This is a genomic window from Streptomyces sp. NPDC126510 (assembly GCF_040302345.1).
Taxonomy (GTDB): Bacteria; Actinomycetota; Actinomycetes; order Streptomycetales; family Streptomycetaceae; genus Streptomyces.
The window spans coordinates 1-16704 of sequence record NZ_JBEORR010000015.1 but is presented as its reverse complement, the minus strand read 5'-3'; the positions used below and the strand labels follow the sequence as shown (position 1 = coordinate 16704).

15 protein-coding genes and 1 pseudogene are annotated in these 16704 nt (G+C 71.7%); 10 read left to right on the top strand and 6 right to left on the bottom strand.

Features of this window, described 5'->3' with window-relative positions:
• Positions 1–83 precede the first annotated feature (83 nt).
• Positions 84–725, bottom strand: coding sequence for a phosphatase PAP2 family protein (locus ABTX60_RS22140; protein WP_352098723.1), 642 nt, complete (start codon positions 723–725; stop codon positions 84–86).
• A gap of 174 nt (positions 726–899) precedes the next feature.
• On the opposite strand from ABTX60_RS22140, the gene ABTX60_RS22135 reads away from it, so the two are divergent.
• Entirely contained in the window at positions 900–1760 is an 861-nt protein-coding gene (locus ABTX60_RS22135) for a hypothetical protein (protein ID WP_352098722.1), read from the top strand.
• 224 nt (positions 1761–1984) lie between these two features.
• Here ABTX60_RS22135 and ABTX60_RS22125 read toward each other — a convergent pair whose 3' ends face one another.
• Positions 1985–2350, bottom strand: coding sequence for a VOC family protein (locus tag ABTX60_RS22125; RefSeq protein WP_352098721.1), 366 nt, complete (start codon positions 2348–2350; stop codon positions 1985–1987).
• Positions 2351–2442: 92 nt separating this feature from the next.
• On the opposite strand from ABTX60_RS22125, the gene ABTX60_RS22120 reads away from it, so the two are divergent.
• Complete coding sequence (locus ABTX60_RS22120) at positions 2443–3408, top strand: helix-turn-helix transcriptional regulator (RefSeq protein ID WP_352098720.1); 966 nt, start codon at positions 2443–2445, stop codon at positions 3406–3408.
• A gap of 187 nt (positions 3409–3595) precedes the next feature.
• On the opposite strand, the gene disA is transcribed toward ABTX60_RS22120, so the two are convergent.
• Positions 3596–4720, bottom strand: a complete 1125-nt coding sequence (disA, locus tag ABTX60_RS22115) for a DNA integrity scanning diadenylate cyclase DisA (RefSeq protein ID WP_104783374.1) — start codon at positions 4718–4720, stop codon at positions 3596–3598.
• 80 nt (positions 4721–4800) lie between these two features.
• Positions 4801–6210 (bottom strand): DNA repair protein RadA, encoded by a 1410-nt coding sequence (gene radA, locus ABTX60_RS22110; RefSeq protein WP_352098719.1) that lies wholly within the window; start codon positions 6208–6210, stop codon positions 4801–4803.
• Positions 6211–6407: 197 nt separating this feature from the next.
• On the opposite strand from radA, the gene ABTX60_RS22105 reads away from it, so the two are divergent.
• Positions 6408–8132 carry a BACON domain-containing protein gene (locus tag ABTX60_RS22105; protein ID WP_352098718.1) on the top strand — a complete coding sequence of 575 codons (1725 nt, stop codon included), beginning with the start codon at positions 6408–6410 and terminating at the stop codon, positions 8130–8132.
• 8 nt (positions 8133–8140) lie between these two features.
• On the opposite strand, the gene ABTX60_RS22100 is transcribed toward ABTX60_RS22105, so the two are convergent.
• Positions 8141–8959 carry a DUF3109 family protein gene (locus tag ABTX60_RS22100; RefSeq protein ID WP_352098717.1) on the bottom strand — a complete coding sequence of 273 codons (819 nt, stop codon included), beginning with the start codon at positions 8957–8959 and terminating at the stop codon, positions 8141–8143.
• 83 nt (positions 8960–9042) lie between these two features.
• Between ABTX60_RS22100 and ABTX60_RS22095 the strand changes: the two genes are divergently transcribed.
• From ABTX60_RS22095 to ilvD, 4 genes are all read left to right on the top strand, one after another.
• Entirely contained in the window at positions 9043–9975 is a 933-nt protein-coding gene (locus ABTX60_RS22095; RefSeq protein WP_352098716.1) for a Ppx/GppA family phosphatase, read from the top strand.
• A gap of 93 nt (positions 9976–10068) precedes the next feature.
• On the top strand, positions 10069–10893 hold the full coding sequence (locus ABTX60_RS22090; RefSeq protein WP_104783359.1) for a sugar phosphate isomerase/epimerase family protein: 825 nt from the start codon (positions 10069–10071) through the stop codon (positions 10891–10893).
• On the top strand, positions 10890–11522 hold the full coding sequence (locus ABTX60_RS22085; protein ID WP_352098715.1) for a TetR/AcrR family transcriptional regulator: 633 nt from the start codon (positions 10890–10892) through the stop codon (positions 11520–11522). Before ABTX60_RS22090 ends, ABTX60_RS22085 begins: the two co-directional genes overlap by 4 nt.
• A gap of 139 nt (positions 11523–11661) precedes the next feature.
• Positions 11662–13515, top strand: coding sequence for a dihydroxy-acid dehydratase (ilvD, locus tag ABTX60_RS22080; RefSeq protein WP_352098714.1), 1854 nt, complete (start codon positions 11662–11664; stop codon positions 13513–13515).
• Between the two features lie 61 nt (positions 13516–13576).
• Here ilvD and ABTX60_RS22075 read toward each other — a convergent pair whose 3' ends face one another.
• Positions 13577–15703, bottom strand: coding sequence for a protein kinase domain-containing protein (locus ABTX60_RS22075; RefSeq protein ID WP_352098713.1), 2127 nt, complete (start codon positions 15701–15703; stop codon positions 13577–13579).
• A 181-nt stretch (positions 15704–15884) separates the two neighbouring features.
• Between ABTX60_RS22075 and ABTX60_RS22070 the strand changes: the two genes are divergently transcribed.
• The 3 genes and pseudogenes from ABTX60_RS22070 to ABTX60_RS22060 all read left to right on the top strand — a co-directional run.
• The gene (locus tag ABTX60_RS22070; RefSeq protein WP_352098712.1) at positions 15885–16205 is read left to right on the top strand and encodes an SH3 domain-containing protein; all 321 of its coding nucleotides are present in this window, start codon (positions 15885–15887) and stop codon (positions 16203–16205) included.
• Between the two features lie 27 nt (positions 16206–16232).
• Positions 16233–16568: a hypothetical protein gene (locus tag ABTX60_RS22065; protein WP_502992366.1), complete on the top strand. Its 336-nt coding sequence runs from the start codon at positions 16233–16235 to the stop codon at positions 16566–16568.
• 40 nt (positions 16569–16608) lie between these two features.
• Positions 16609–16704, top strand: a pseudogene (locus tag ABTX60_RS22060) (IS5/IS1182 family transposase); the annotation flags it as partial.

Below are 16704 nucleotides of genomic sequence, written 5' to 3'. Positions count from 1 at the left end.
GGGCCGCGGCTCAGAGGCGCGCGTGCGGCGAGGCTGAACAGCGCGCGTGCGTCCTGGCCCGGCTGTACGCCGTGCGTCCCGGCTCACCGGCGCGCGGCCGTCTCGTACGACGGGACGAGCGCCGGGCCCGGCCCCAGCACCCACCGCACCGCCGGTGCCGACGAGGTGCGCAGTGCCCCGGTCAGCCGCGTCATCGGCCCGGCGCCCAGCCGTACGGCGACGAGGACGACGAGTGTGCCCAGCCCGAGGCCTGCGAGGACGTCGTGCGGGTAGTGCACGCCGACGAAGACCCTGGAGATGGCCATGAGGAGGGCGAGCGGGGCGGTCAGCCACAGCAGCGCACGCCGGACCAGGGCCAGGGCGACCGCTGACGCGCCCGCGATCGTGGCGTGGTTGGACGGGAAGGACCAGTCGCCGTGCGGGGGGCATCCGGCCAGCGAGACGGCCGCATCGGCCACCGCCCGGCACGGACGTTCCTCCGTGGCGACCGACTTGAGGACCTCACTGCATACATACGCCGCACCGGTGGCCAGCGGTGCGAGGACCGCTGCCGCGAACACGTGGGGGCTGTCGCGGCGGGCACGCCACCAGCAGGCGGCGAACAGCGCGACAAACACGAGCAGTCCGGCCTCCGTCCATGTCCTGGCCCCGTGTTGTACCCACGACGGGGTGGTGAGGGCGAAGTCGGTGATGTCGCGGTAGAGGGTCGTGTCCTGGAAGGTCATGGTCACGGACGGTAGGTGAAGGGCCTGTTCGGTCACACCCAGCGATCGTCGGGCTGCGCACCTGACGAAAGACGGGGGCGGGAACCCGACTTCCGGGATGATGATCCGGAAAAGTTGTCGCCCCAGCGGCGGGTGGGACGGGTCGGCATGCCGATCTCTCGTAAGGTTTGCGCCGTGGGATCTCTGCGCAATCCGGTCGGGCCGCTTCCCTCCTCCATCTACTGGCGTCGGAGGGTGGTTCTGGTGTGTGTGGTCGCCGTGTTGGCGCTGCTGACCACCTGGATCGTGATGATGGGCGGCGGGGGCGGCAAGGACCGTGACAACGGCGCCAACGGCCAGACTCCAGCGCCTTCCATCACGCCCGGGCCGTCGGGTTCGGGTCCGGCCGTCAGCCAAGCACCCGGCGGACGTGACGAGTCGGGCGGCGGCGGTTCCGGCGGCTCCTCGTCCGGTTCCGGCGACGGCTCGGGCGACGGCTCGGGAAGCGGGTCGGGAAGCGGGTCGGGAGACGGTTCCGGCGACGGTTCCGGTTCCGGCGGCTCCGAGGGCGCGGGCGGCGACGGCGGCTCGGGGAGCGGCGCCACCGCGGACGGCGTCGGCGCGGGCGACACCCTGCCGTCCGGCTCCACCCTCCCCAACTGCACCGCGAGCGCGGTCAAGTTCAGCCTGCGCAGCCGGCACAACACCTACGACCCCGAGCAGACGCCCACGTTCCTGCTGACTGCACGGAACGTCTCCGGCAGCGACTGCAAGATCGATCTCGGGCCGAAGAACGCGGTGTTCACCATCGCCCCGGCGAGCAGCGACGACGACTACTGGTCCTCCGCGGACTGCCCCAAGGCCGCCGCGCACCAGCTGTACCGGGTCGCCGCCGGCAGCGGCATCACCTACACCGTGAAGTGGGACCGCAAGCCGAGCGCTCCCCGGTGCGCCACGCCTCCCGCCGGCTCGGCCGGGGCCGGCACGTACCTGGTGGAGGCCAAGGCCCCGGGCTTCGCGAAGGTGCAGACCTCGTTCGTGCTCTCGGCCGACTAGGCGTAGGAGGGCTCGACGCCGGTGACGCTCTCGCGTAGGCGTGCTGCTGGCGGCTTACCGGCGGCAGCACTATGCGGGCGGTGGTGGTTGCAGTGGATGTTCCACACTGCGATCGCGGCCGACCGGGCGTCCTCGCTGGTGCGGCGACGGCACTCGTCGTCCTCTCGAAGTCGGACGACGGCAGGCGCGACACCTGTCGTGCACGCCTGCCACGTTGCGGCCTCTCAGTCCCGTGGTGCGACGCGGATACGGTTCCCGTCAGGATCGGCTGCGAGGAAGGTCAGCCCGAAACCCGCATCATGAGGCTCGCGCAGGATCGTGACCCCGTTGGACTTCCACTGCTCGAAGGTCGCCTCGAGCTCGTCGGGTCCACCGTCGATGGCCAGGCAAACCTCACTGGTGCGCGGGACGTCCGGTGACAGATGCTCGAACTGGCCGGACCACAGACCGAGGTCAGCGCCTGGCCCGAGGTCGAAGGTGATGTATCCCGGGGTCTCGAACGAGGGGCTCATGCCGAGGAGGTCGCCGTAGAAACGAGCTGCGGTGGGAGCGTCGTTCACGTAGACGATGGACACGACGGATGTGGTCATGGTCGTTCCTTCTCACAGGTGGTGGACACGCATCCACCAGCCTGACCGGGATATGCGCCGCATCGTGTCGCAATTCCTGAAAAAATCGGTGGGTGACCCCGGACCGCTTCTTCTCCCTGATGCTGCTCCTCACAGCGAGGGATGCCGTGACCACACAGGAACTCGCCTCAGCGCTCGGGGTGTCCCTTCGAACCATCACCCGAGATCTGAACTGGCTCCGCGACGCCGGTCTGCCGGTGACCGCACACCGGGGCCGCCTCGGAGGCGTGACCATGCTGCCCGGATCCGGGCTCGACCTCACGCGACTCACACCGGGCGAGCGTGAACATCTGTCGCTCACGGGGCTGGATGAGAAACAACGTGCGGAGCTCAACACATCGGTCGAAAGCCGGCGCGCGCTCTCCAAGATCGCCGCTACACAGCCACGTCGAGTCCACGAGCTCCTGCCGCTCACCGACGTGGTGCACGTGGACAACCGTCCCTGGCGTCAGGCACCAGCTTTCGGCACGACTCCGGCTTCGCTGATCGGCGCAGTGCGACGGGGCCGCCGGCTACGGATCGAATACGACAGCCCACGCGAGTCATGCCCACGCGACGTGGTCGTGGATCCCTACGGGCTGTTCGCCAAGGCCGGCATCTGGTACCTCGTCGCCGACTGTGCCCGAGTGCCACGGATGTACCGGCTCGAACGGATCACGACGTGGAGAGAAGTCGGCCGGCCACGACGGATCCGCGAGAGCCAGACCCTGGCCACCGTCGCCGCGGCGCTCATTGCTCAGTGGGAACACAACCACGCGGTAGAGGTCAGCGTCACCATCGACCAGACCCAGATCGAGCGAGCGCAACGGATCTTCGGCCTACGACTCGTCCGGGACGACCATGAAGAATCTGCCACCGGCCGCAAGGTGACCATCCGCTTCCTGCATCTGGAGGACGTGCGAGAACTACTGCCGTTCGGGAGGGCCATCACTGTGCACGGCCCCACCGAAGCCAGGGCTCACCTCCACGATCTCGCCACCGATCTTGCCCACCACTATGCGCCGTCACCAACGTCCTGACCCGCGCCAACCAGGTCCCGGCGACAGAGGGCAGGTCAGCGGTCGGGACACAGACCGGGGCAGCGCGGCAGAGGCCTTCACAGCCGCCGACAACGAGGCGAAGCCGCAGGGAAGGTGGCGAAACGGCCCGAGGGCGGTACCGCATGCCGGGTACCGCCCTCAGCCGTTGCGGCAGAGTTCCTGCGCGCTAGACGTACCGCTCCAGGATCGACGACTCCGCCAGCCGCGACAGGCCCTCGCGGACACTGCGCGCACGGGCCTCGCCCACGCCGTCCACCGTCTGCAGGTCGTCGACGCTCGCGGCGAGCAACTTCTGCAGCCCGCCGAAGTGCTCGACCAGGCGGTCGATGATCGCGCCGGGGAGCCGGGGCACCTTGGCCAGCAGGCGGAACCCGCGCGGGGAGACCGCCGAGTCCAGCGTCTCGGGCGCGCCGGTGTAGCCCAACGCCCGGGCCACCGTCGACAGTTCGAGAAGCTCGGCGTGGCTGAGGGCGTCGAGTTCGGCGAGGGCCTCGTCGACCGTGCGGGAGCGCTTGGCCGTGGGCTCGGGGACGTAGTCCCGCACCACCAGCTCGCGCTCGGGCTCCACGCCCGCGATCAACTCGTCGAGCTGGAGGGCCAGCAGCCGGCCGTCCGTGCCCAGCTCAACCACGTACTCGGCGATCTCCGTGGCGATGCGGCGGACCATCTCCAGGCGCTGGGCGACCGCCGAGACGTCCCGGACGGTCACCAGGTCCTCGATCTCCAGCGCCGACAGTGTGCCCGCGACCTCGTCGAGGCGGAGCTTGTAGCGCTCCAGGGTGGCGAGGGCCTGGTTGGCACGGGACAGGATCGCCGCCGAGTCCTCCAGGACGCGGCGCTGGCCGTCGACGTACAGGGCGATCAGCCGCATCGACTGGGAGACGGAGACCACGGGGAAGCCGACCTGCTTGCTGACGCGGTCCGCGGTGCGGTGCCGGGTGCCCGTCTCCTCCGTCGGGATCGTCGGGTCCGGGACCAGCTGCACGCCGGCGCGCAGGATCTTCGACAGGTCCGAGGACAGCACGATGCCGCCGTCCAGCTTGCACAGCTCGCGCAGACGGGTCGCGGTGAACTCGACGTCCAGGACGAAACCGCCGCTGCACAGCGCCTCGACCGTCTTGTCGGAGCCGAGCACGATGAGCCCGCCGGTGTTGCCGCGGAGTACCCGCTCCAGGCCGTCACGCAGGGCGGTGCCGGGTGCCACGGCGCTCAGGGAGGCGCGCATCAGGCCATCGGTACCGGCACTCCCGCCGGACTTTCCGGGAGCCGATGCCCGGTCGTTGGCTGCCACTGCACTCCTCCGGTCGCAGGTTCTGGGCGCCCCCGTGTCGCGCGCTCGGTTCGCACGGACGGGCGAGACCAGGGCAAAGTCTACCGGCGACCCTCCTCCTCCTGTGGGGCCTCTCGGCGACGGGAGCGGGGAAGGACCCGCAGGGCGTCCCCTATGTCCGCGACTTCCAGGACCTTCATGCCCGTCGGAACCTTGCCCGGATCGGCCGGTACCAGGGCATGTGTGAAGCCCAGACGGTGGGCTTCCGCCAGTCTGCGCTGCACGCCAGTGACGCGCCTCACCTCGCCCGCGAGGCCCACTTCCCCGATCGCGACGAGGTTCTTGGGGAGAGGTGTGTCACTCGCGGCGCTCGCCAGGGCGAGGGCGACGGCCAGGTCGGCGGCCGGCTCCGAGAGCCTCACACCACCGACCGTCGCGGAGTAGATGTCCCTTTTGCCCAAGGCGCTGATCCGCCCGCGCTGTTCCAGCACCGCGAGCATCATCGAGACGCGGGACGTCTCCAGGCCCGAGGTGGTGCGGCGCGGGGAGGGGATCTGCGAGTCGACCGTGAGCGCCTGGACCTCGGCGACCAGCGGGCGGCGGCCCTCCAGGGTGACGGTCAGGCAGGTGCCCGGGACCGGTTCGGCCCGGCGGGTCAGGAAGAGGCCGCTCGGGTCGGCGAGACCCGTGATGCCCTCGTCGTGCAGCTCGAAGCAGCCGACCTCGTCGGTGGTGCCGTAGCGGTTCTTGACGCCGCGCACCAGACGCAGGCGGGCGTGCCGGTCGCCCTCGAAGTGCAGGACGACGTCCACGAGGTGCTCCAGCAGACGAGGGCCCGCGATCGCGCCGTCCTTGGTGACATGGCCCACCAGCAGCGTGGACATGCCGCGTTCCTTGGAGGCCCGGATGAGGGCGCCCGCGACCTCCCGCACCTGGGCCATGCCACCGGGCGCGCCGTCGATCTCGGGAGAGGCCACCGTCTGCACCGAGTCCATGATCAGCAGCGACGGCTTCACCGCGTCCAAGTGACCCAGCACCGCGGCCAGATCCGTCTCGGCCGCCAGGTACAGATGGTCGTCGATGGCGCCGATGCGGTCGGCCCGCAGCCGGACCTGGCTCGCCGACTCCTCGCCCGTGACGTACAGCGTGCGGTGCTCGTCGCTCGCGGACTTGGCCGCGACGTCGAGCAGCAGCGTGGACTTGCCGACCCCCGGCTCGCCCGCGACCAGCACCACCGCGCCGGGCACCAGCCCGCCGCCGAGCACGCGGTCCAGCTCGGGCACGCCGGTGGGGCGGGCGGTGGCCTGCCGTCCGTCCACCTGGCCGATGGGCAGGGCGGAGGTGGTGACCCGGCCCGGCGCCGTCGTACGCACCGCGGGCGCGCCGTACTCCTCGACCGTCCCCCAGGCCTGGCACTCGGGGCAGCGGCCGAGCCACTTCGCCGTCTGCCAGCCGCACTCCGTGCAGCGGTAGGACGGGCGGTCCTTGGTGGTCTTCGTACGGGCAGCCATGGACGGAACCGTAGCCGCAGGCACTGACATCACGGGGACCGGCCGACGGCGGCCACCTGCGCGCCAGGGGTCTGCCACCCCGCGCCGGCGGCGGAACAACCGGTTCATGTCCCCGATTGAGGGATCGTTTCACCCGTACGGATTAAATGTGCTCAAGCCGTAGGAAGGTGCCACTCCCGGCCCCCTACGGTCGCCGAATGATGAGCAGTACTCCGGAGATCTCGACCCGCTCGACCCGCCCGGCCGGCGCACATCGGGCGCACCGGGAAGCGCGCGACCACGGGGCGGCGCGCACGCTGGCGCAGCGGCCGCCCGCGCGCTACGAGCCGTACCTGGACGGCCTGTTCACCTACTGCCTGTCGGTGCTGTGCGACCACGAGGCCGCGACCACCGCCCTGGGCGACGTCCTCGCACTCGCCGAACGCCGCGGCCGGCAGGCCCCCGAGGCACCCGCGGACCGCAGGGCCTGGCTGTACGCGCTGGCCCGCTGGGCGTGCCTGCGCAAGCTGGCCGAGGCCAAGCAGAAACGTCTGAGCAGCCACGCGGCGGGCCGCACCGACCGGCGGCGCGCCGACCGTCCGGCCGCCCCGGCCCCCTCCGAGGAGGTCCAGGAGCAGCGCCGTCGCGAACTGGCCCTGCTGGCCTGGCCGGAGGCCGCCGGCACCACCCCGGAGCAGCGCGAGGCGCTCGAACTGGCCGTGCGCCACCACCTCGCCGCCCACGAGGTCGCCGCCGTCCTCGGCATGGACCTGGCCGCCGCCCGCGATCTGCTCGCCTCCGCCGCGTGCGAGGTGGAACGCACGCGTGCGGCCCTCGCCGTGGTCGAGACCGGGGCGTGTCCGAGCGTCGCGCACCTCGTCGGCGACGACCGGCTCGTCCTCGGCACGGCCCTGCGCCGCGAACTCGTCCGGCACGTCGACGACTGCCCGCGCTGCCGCCGCACCGCCGAGCGTGCCATCCCCGGCCGCTGGCCCGGCACCAGCGTCACGCCCGCCGAACTGCCCGTCCTGCCGGCGCCCCGTGCGGCCGTGCACATCGCCATGGCCCACCACCCGCGCGCGCGGAGCGCCGCCCCCCGCTTCGACCGGCGGGGCTTCCCGATGGATCCGAAGGACCACGCCGCCCGAAGGGACCGCCTCCGCGCGCGTGCCGTCACCACGACCGTCGTCGCCACTGTCGTGGCCGCCCCCGTGCTGGCCCTGTGGGCCGCCTACCGGGGCACCCCGGTCGGCGAGGGGCAGGACGGCCGCTCGGCGTCCGCGCTCCAGGTGGACGACCCGTTCGGCCTGGACGGCGAGGTGGCGGGCGGCGGCTACGAGAACACGGGCAACGCGAGCACGCGCCCCGGCCCCCGCTTCGGCAAGGACGGCATGGCCGACGTCTCCGTCGAGGTCATCGGCGTCGCCGGCGCGGGACGCGAGAGCGCCCTGGAGATCACGGCCGACAACAGCGGCGACACCACATTGATCACTCTGACCGCGAGCGGCCCGGCCCCGGTCCGCTGGTCCGCGTCCACGGGAGCCCCCTGGCTCTACCTCAGCAAGTCCTCGGGAACGCTCCGGCCCGGCGAGTCGGTGACGATCAAGGTGTACGTCGACCATCTGCGGGAGCCCGCCGGCCCCTGGCACGCGCAGGTGGCGGTGGCACCGGGGGGCGCGGTCGTCCACATCGAGGGCTACGGCACCGCGCCCACTCCCCCCGGCCCGGACCCCCGCCCCAGCGATCCGGGCGGCCCGGTCCCGACTCACCCCGACCCGACGCCCACGACCTCCGCCCCGGACCCCGACCCGACGCCGACCACTCCGCCCCCGTCGACCGACCCGGACCCCACACCCACGCCGACGGACCCGGACCCGACCGACCCGGAAGGCTCGACGCCACCGCCCTCGGACAGCGGCGACCCGAGCCCGGTCACGTCGTAGCCGGTCCCTCAGGCCCCGGGGTTCGCCGGATGCGCGGGATCCGCCGGGTGCGGTGCCAGCAGCGGCAGCTGCGAGGCGAGCCGCTCCTCGCACAGCTCGACCAGCCGGTCGTAGCCGGCCTTGCCCATCAGCTCGATCAGCTCCGGCCGGTAGGAGACGTAGACGGGATCGCCCGCGCCGTGCGCCGAGGTCGCCGACGTGCACCACCAGTGCAGGTCGTGGCCGCCGGGGCCCCAGCCGCGCCGGTCGTACTCACCGATCGACACCTGCAGCACACGCGTGTCGTCGGGCCGGTCGATCCACTCGTACGTCCGCCGCACCGGCAGCTGCCAGCACACGTCCGGCTTGGTCTCCAGCGGCTCGCGGCCCTCCTTCAGGGCGAGGATGTGCAGCGAGCAGCCCATGCCGCCCTCGAAGCCGGGCCGGTTCTGGAAGATGCACGAGCCCTGGAAGGGCCGCGTCTGCCGCTCGCCGTCCTCGTCCTCGGAGACCCAGCCGCCCCGCGTGCCCTCGGCGTGGTGCTGCCAGATGTCCGGCGTGAGCCTGGCCACATGCTCGGCGACGCGCTTCTCGTCGTCCTCGTCGGAGAAGTGGGCACCCAACGTGCAGCACCCGTCGTCCGCGCGGCCCGCCTGGATGCCCTGGCAGCCGCTGCCGAAGATGCAGTTCCAGCGAGAGGTCAGCCATGTCAGATCGCAGCGGAAGACCTGCTCGTCGTCCGCCGGATCAGGAAACTCCACCCACGCGCGAGCGAAGTCGAGGCCCTTTTCGTCGGAGTCCACGACAGCCGGTGATTTGTCGCGCTTGGCCTTTTTCGTCTTTGGCACGAGTCCAGGGTACGGGCCCCGCCACCGGCCTTGTACCCCCGCCGAGGACGGCGGACGGCCCACAGGGCAGTAGCGTTCCGTACATGAGACTCGGTGTCCTCGACGTGGGATCGAACACGGTGCATCTGCTCGTGGTGGACGCGCACCCCGGCGCGTGCCCCCTGCCCGCGCACTCGCACAAGGCGGAACTGCGCCTCGCCCAGCTCCTCGACGACGACGGCGCGATCGGCCCCCACGGCGTCGACCGGCTGGTCTCGGTGATCAAGGAAGCGCTCCAGGCCGCCGAGGACAAGGGCGTCGAGGAGGTCCTCCCGTTCGCGACCTCCGCCGTACGGGAGGCCCGCAACGCCGACGACGTCCTCGAGCGCGTGCGCACCGAGACCGGCGTCGAGCTCCAAGTCCTCACCGGCTCCGAGGAGGCCCGGCTGACCTTCCTCGCCGCCCGCCGCTGGTTCGGCTGGTCGGCAGGCAAGCTGCTGGTCCTGGACATCGGCGGCGGCTCCCTGGAAGTCGCCTACGGCATCGACGAGGAGCCCGACGCTGCCGCCTCGCTGCCGCTGGGCGCCGGCCGCCTCACCGCCGGCTGGCTGCCCGGTGATCCGCCCGACCCGGAGGACGTCCGCGCCCTGCGCCGCCACGTCCGCACCGAGATCGCCCGCACGGTCGGCGAGTTCAGCCGCTTCGGCACCCCCGACCACGTCGTCGCCACCTCCAAGACCTTCAAACAGCTGGCCCGCATCGCCGGCGCGGCCCGCTCCGCCGAGGGCCTCTACGTCCAGCGCGAGCTCAAGCGCGAGTCCCTGGAGGGCTGGGTCCCGCGACTGGCCGCCATGACGGAACGGGAGCGCGCGGAGCTGCCCGGCGTCTCGGAGGGCAGGGCCGGCCAGCTCCTGGCGGGCGCCCTGGTGGCCGAGGCCGCACTGGACCTCTTCGGCGTGGAGCGCGTGGACATATGCCCCTGGGCGCTGCGGGAGGGCGTGATCCTGCGTCGCCTGGATCACATGGAGTCCGAGTAGGACAGGTGTCAGGGGGCCGAACGCTATGGCAAACACCACAACGGCCAGGAGGACCCCCACCCCACCCCGACCACACCCCGTAATCTGTCCTGCATGGCAGAGCCAGCCGTGAAGATCCCGGACGCGAAGGTCGCCCTGTCGACGGCCTCGGTCTACCCGGAGTCGACGGCCACGGCCTTCGAGATCGCCGCGCGCCTCGGCTACGACGGGGTCGAGGTCATGGTCTGGACCGACCCGGTCAGCCAGGACATCGAAGCCCTGCGCAGACTCAGCGACTACCACCAGATCCCGGTCCTGGCCGTGCACGCCCCCTGCCTGCTCATCACGCAGCGCGTCTGGTCCACCGACCCGTGGACCAAGCTCCAGCGGGCCCGCGCGGCGGCCGAGAAGCTCGACGCGAGCACGGTCGTCGTCCACCCCCCGTTCCGCTGGCAGCGCCAGTACGCCCGGGACTTCGTCACCGGTATCTGGCGCATGGCGAACGAGACGGACGTACGGTTCGCCGTCGAGAACATGTACCCCTGGCGCTACCGCGACCGCGAGATGCTCGCGTACGCCCCCGACTGGGACGTCACGAAGGACGACTACCGGCACTTCACGATCGACCTCAGCCACACCGCGACGGCCCGCTCCGACGCCCTCGACATGGTCGACCGGATGGGGGACCGGCTCGGCCACGTCCACCTCGCCGACGGGCGCGGCTCGGCCAAGGACGAGCACCTGGTGCCCGGCCGGGGCACCCAGCCCTGCGCGGAGGTGCTGGAGCGGCTCGCCCTGACCGGCTTCGACGGGCACGTCGTCATCGAGGTCAACACCCGCCGCGCGATGTCGAGCGCCGAGCGCGAGGCCGACCTGGCGGAGGCCCTGGCCTTCACCCGCCTGCACCTGGCCTCGGCGGTGAAGGTGCCGCGGCGATGACCGGCCGGCCCCCGGCGGACAGCGCCTCCGGCACCACCGCCCGCCGCCGCGGCCGCCCCCCGCGCACGGAGTCGGCGGACACCCGCGACCGCATCCTGACCGCCGCCCGCGACGAGTTCTCCGAGCGCGGCTACGAGAAGACCTCCGTGCGCGGCATCGCCAAGTCCGCCGGGGTCGACTCGGCGCTCGTGCACCACTACTTCGGAACCAAGGAGCAGGTCTTCGAGGCGGCGATCACCCAGTCCTTCGGACCGGCCCTGCAAGCGCCGAAGGCCATCGAGGAGGGCCCGCTCGACGGGGTGGGGGAGCGTCTGGCCCGTTTCTTCTTCGGCGTCTGGGAGAACCCGGCGACCCGCGCGCCGCTGCTCGCCATCGTCCGCTCCGCCCTCACCAACGACACCGCGGCCGCCGTCTTCCGGCGGATCATCGCCACGCAGGTGCTGCGCCGCATCGCCGTGCGGCTGGAGCTGCCGGACGCCGAGCTGCGGGCCGAGCTCGCCGCCGCCCAGCTCGTGGGCACCGCGATCCTTCGGTATGTCCTCAGGATCGAGCCGCTGGCCTCGGCGGACCCGGAGCAGGTCATCGCGCGGCTGGCCCCGGTCGTACAGGGACATCTGACCGATCCGTAAGGCCCGCGGGTGCCGTCGTCCGAGACGGGCGTCCCGCATTCCGGACACTCCGTCCCGCCCACTGGATGACCGGCGTACGCTCGGTAGCAGTCAGAAATCTCCGAACTCTCTGACGCCGTCTCTGAAGGAGCGAGCGACGATGCCCGAGCTGAGGTCCCGCACAGTCACCCACGGCCGCAACATGGCGGGCGCCCGCGCCCTTATGCGCGCCTCCGGTGTACCGGGTGCGGACATCGGCCGCAAGCCGATCATCGCGGTCGCCAACAGCTTCACCGAGTTCGTGCCGGGGCACACGCACCTGGCCCCGGTCGGCCGGATCGTCAGCGAGGCGGTCGTCGCCGCCGGCGGCATCCCGCGCGAGTTCAACACCATCGCCGTCGACGACGGCATCGCCATGGGCCACGGCGGCATGCTCTACTCCCTGCCCTCCCGCGACCTGATCGCGGACAGCGTGGAGTACATGGTCGAGGCGCACTGCGCCGACGCCCTGATCTGCATCTCCAACTGCGACAAGATCACCCCGGGCATGCTGAACGCCGCCCTGCGGCTGAACATCCCGACGGTCTTCGTCTCCGGCGGCCCCATGGAGTCCGGCCGGGCCACCCTGGTCGACGGCACGGTCCGCACCCTCGACCTGGTCGACGCGATCTCCGACGCCGTGAACGACAAGATCTCGGACGAGGACATCCTCCGTATCGAGGAGAACGCCTGTCCGACCTGCGGCTCCTGTTCCGGGATGTTCACCGCCAACTCGATGAACTGCCTGACCGAGGCGATCGGCCTGTCCCTCCCGGGCAACGGCTCGGTCCTCGCCACCCACACGGCCCGCAAGCAGCTGTACGTCGACGCGGCCGACACGGTCATGGACATCACCCGCCGCTACTACGAGCAGGACGACGAGACGGTCCTGCCCCGCAGCGTGGCGTCCTTCGCGGCCTTCGAGAACGCCATGGCCCTCGACATCGCCATGGGCGGCTCCACCAACACGATCCTGCACCTGCTGGCCGCCGCCCAGGAGGCCGGCGTCCCCTTCGGCCTCGACGAGATCAACGCGGTCTCGCGCCGCGTGCCGTGCCTGGCCAAGGTCGCGCCGAACGTCGCGAAGAACCGCACGTACTACATGGAGGACGTGCACCGCGCCGGCGGCATCCCCGCCCTGCTCGGCGAGCTGCACCGCGCGGGCCTGCTCAACGAGGACGTCCACTCCGTGCACAGCCCCTCCCTCGCCGACTGGCTGAAGACCTGGGACGTGCGCGGCGGCTCCCCCTCCGCCAAGGCCGTCGAACTGTGGCACGCGGCCCCCGGCTGCGTCCGCTCCGCCGAGGCCTTCTCCCAGTCCGAGCGCTGGGAGGCGCTGGACGAGGACGCCGAGGGCGGCTGCATCCGCTCCGCCGAGCACGCCTACTCCAAGGACGGCGGCCTCGCGGTCCTCAAGGGCAACCTGGCGGTCGACGGCTGCGTCGTGAAGACGGCCGGTGTCGACGAGTCCATCTGGACCTTCGAGGGCCCGGCGGTCGTCTGCGAGTCGCAGGAGGAGGCCGTCCAGAAGATCCTCACCCAGCAGGTCAAGGAAGGCGACGTCGTCGTCATCCGCTACGAGGGCCCCAAGGGCGGCCCCGGCATGCAGGAGATGCTCTACCCGACCTCGTACCTGAAGGGCCGCGGCCTCGGGAAGACCTGCGCGCTGGTCACGGACGGCCGCTTCTCCGGCGGCACCTCCGGCCTCTCCATCGGCCACGCCTCGCCCGAGGCGGCCGCGGGCGGCACCATCGCCCTGGTCGAGGACGGCGACCGGATCCGTATCGACATCCCGAACCGCTCCATCGAACTGCTGGTGGACGACGCCGAACTGGCCCGCCGCGAGCAGGCGCTGAACGGCGTGTACGCCCCGAAGAACCGCGAGCGCAAGGTCTCGGCGGCGCTGCGCGCCTACGCGGCGATGGCGACCAGCGCGGACAAGGGCGCCGTGCGGGACGTGTCGAAGCTGGGCTGATCCCCTTCTCACGCCGAGGGCCGTCTCCCGCCGGGGGACGGCCCTCGCGCATGACCACCGATTACCAGGCCGCCGGGTCGCGTCCGTTCACGGCGAAGACGGTCCCGTCCGGCGCACTGCCGTAGACCCGGTCGCCCACGACCACGGGCTCGGGCAACGTGGCCGGGATCCGGTCCGACCGGTCGCCCAGCCGGGGGGACGTCTGCCCGGCTATCTTCCCGCGCCGCGCGTCGACGGCGAGCAGCCGCCCGTCCGACGCGGTCACGTACACGTACCGGTCACCGGCGACCGGCGTGGACCCCCGCATCGTGCCCGTCTCCAGCTGCCAGAGCCGCTCACCCGCCTGAAGATCGACGGCCACCAGCGATCCCCCGGTCCCCACGAGGTAGGCCCGGTTCCCGCGCACGGCGCCATGGGCCTGCTGGAGAGGGACGGCGAGGGGCACCCGTCGGGTCTCACCCGTCTTCGGGGTGTAGCGGACCACGGCCCGCGCATCGCCGTGCACCGCGTCGACGGACAGCAGAAACACCGATCCCCCCGTCACGCCGAAGGGCTTCAGCGTCCCGTCGAGCCGGACCTCCGACCGCGCGTCACCCGTCTGCGGATCCACCACGGTGAGCCGGGTGCTCTTCCCGTCCCCCGATGCGCTGGTGGCGTACGCCAGCGGGTCACCGGCGAACGTGGCGAAGTACGGCATCTCATGGCCGGGGACCGGGTGGCTCCACCGCGGGACACCGGAGGCGCCGTCCACGCCGGTGACCTTCCCGTCGGCACCTGTGACCAGGAGCATGCCACCGGCGGACACCGCGCTGCCGGCCTCTGCGATGTCCCGCTGCCAGCGCGCCCTGCCCGAGGCCGGATCGAGTGCCTCCAGGAGACGCCCCTGGTCCGCCGAGGGCTGTACGAGTCCACCCGCCGACACCGGCGGTCCCTTCCTGGGCCCCTCGCCGACGGGGTGCCGCCACAGCAGGTGCCCGTCGGACGGATCCAGGGCGAAGACCATTCCGGACGTGGCGCAGAACAGCCGTCCGGCCCCGTGCGAGCACAGGGGGGCGCTGTCCCCGGCAGCCGGTGTCGTCCGCCACCCGCTGAACGCGGCGGACGTCGTCCGCGGGGAGGCGGGCTGTGGCGAGCCGCCGCCACCGTCGAGCAACGGGAGCGAGGCCAGGGCGCCGACTGCGGCCAGGCCGAGCGCCCCGGCTCCGAGGACCGCCCGCCTGCCGAGCCGCAGCCGCCCGCCGCGACCGGCCTGCACCGCACGACCGGCCTCCACCGCACGGCCCGGTTTCCCGGCGGGCGGCCTCGCACCTTCGGTGTCCCAGGTCCGCTGAGCCGGTATGAAGGTCTGCGTGTCGTACGAAGCCGCGACGGATCGCAGCTCCCGCATCAACTCGTCGGGTGTCGGCCGGTCCTCGGGCTCCTTGGCGAGGCACCGCAGCACCAGCGGCGCGACCTCGTCCGGCACACCGGTCAGGTCGGGCTCGTCGTGCACCACCTGGTAGGCGACGATGTACGGGCTGTCGGAGTCGAACGGCCCCCGGCCCGTGGCCGCGTGCACCATCACCGACCCCAGCGCGAAGATGTCGGCCGCCGGCCCCACTTCGCGAGGGCTCCGGAACTGCTCGGGCGCCATGAAGGGCGGCGTACCGATCAACCTCCCGGTCTCGGTGCGCAGTTCGCTGTCCACCGGCCGGGAGATACCGAAGTCGATGACCTTGGGTCCGTCGTCGGCGAGCAGGACGTTGCTCGGTTTCAGATCCCTGTGGACGACCCCGGCACGATGGATGTCACGCAGCGCCTCGGCCAACCCCGCCATGAGGCGCCGCAACTGGGGCGGCTCCATGGGGCCGTTCCGCTTGACCTGGTCGGACAAGGTCGGCCCAGGAATGAACAGCGTGGCCATCCAGGGGCGTTCGCTGTCCGGATCGGCATCGACGACGGGTGCCGTGAAGGCGCCGCTCACCCGCCGCGCCGCCGCCACCTCCTGCCGGAAACGCCCCCTGAAATCGGGGTCCTTGGCGAACTGGGCGTGTACGACCTTCACCGCGAGCTTCATCCCGGAGGTGCTCCGGGCCAGATGCACGACACCCATGCCGCCCGAGCCCAGACGGGATTCCAGACGGTAGTGACCGGCGTATTCGGGAAGTTCCGCTTCCGCGCCCGCTCCGGCGTTCCGCTGTGGCGCCATGGAACCACCCCCGTGCTGTTCGTCCGCGCGCGCGACGCACGGAGCCTAGTCGAAGACTCGTGCGGGACAGAGGCGGCTTGCTAGCCTCCACGCACGAGTCGCGCACATGTGTTTCATGGCGCGATGCGCAGGAATCAACGGGACCCCATCGCAGTCATGGGGCTCAACGGGGGAGAACTTCATGTCTGTCGACCATGCCGAGGAACTCGAAGGCAGAGGCGAGGGAGAGGCCGTCACCATGGCGGCGACGGCCCTGCGCTCGTACCCCGTCGCTCCGGGCGTCCGCCTGAACGTCCGCAGCGGCCCCGGCACCGGCTACGCCCTCGTCCGCGTCCTGCCCGAGGGAGCCAGGGTCACCATCTTCTGCCAGAGGCCCGGCACAACAGTGGCGGGCCCGTACGGCAGCTCGAACATCTGGGACAACATCGACGACGGCGAGTACGTCGCGGACGCCTATGTGAACACCGGCAGCGACGGCTACGTCCGCCCGCGCTGCTCCTGATCCGACCCTACGAAGCCGGGACCCCTCATGACATCCCTGAAACGCAGATCCATGATGCTCGCCGGGCTCACCGGAGCCCTCCTCATGGTGGGCGCGGCCACCGCGGAGGCGGCCGTACGCTACTACCCGGTCGCGCCCGGCGTCAGCCTCGCCGTCCGCACCGGCCCCGGCACCTCGTACGGCATCGTCCGCTACCTTCCCGTGGGCGCCCAGGTGCCGATCTACTGCCAGACCCCGGGGACCACCGTCACCGGCACGTACGGCACGTCGAACATCTGGGACAACATCGCCAACGGCGAATTCGTCGCGGACGCCTACGTGAAGACGGGCAGCGACGGCTACGTCGCCTCCCGCTGCGCCTAAAGGGTGTTGCAGAAGGCTTGGTGGCGGGCATTTTGCCTGTATGGGTGGGGTGTTGAGGGCTGAGCCGGTGTGGGTGGAGACGTTCACCGGGTTGCCGATGGGGCGCTTTGAGAAGCTGCTTCGGGTGGTGCGGGAG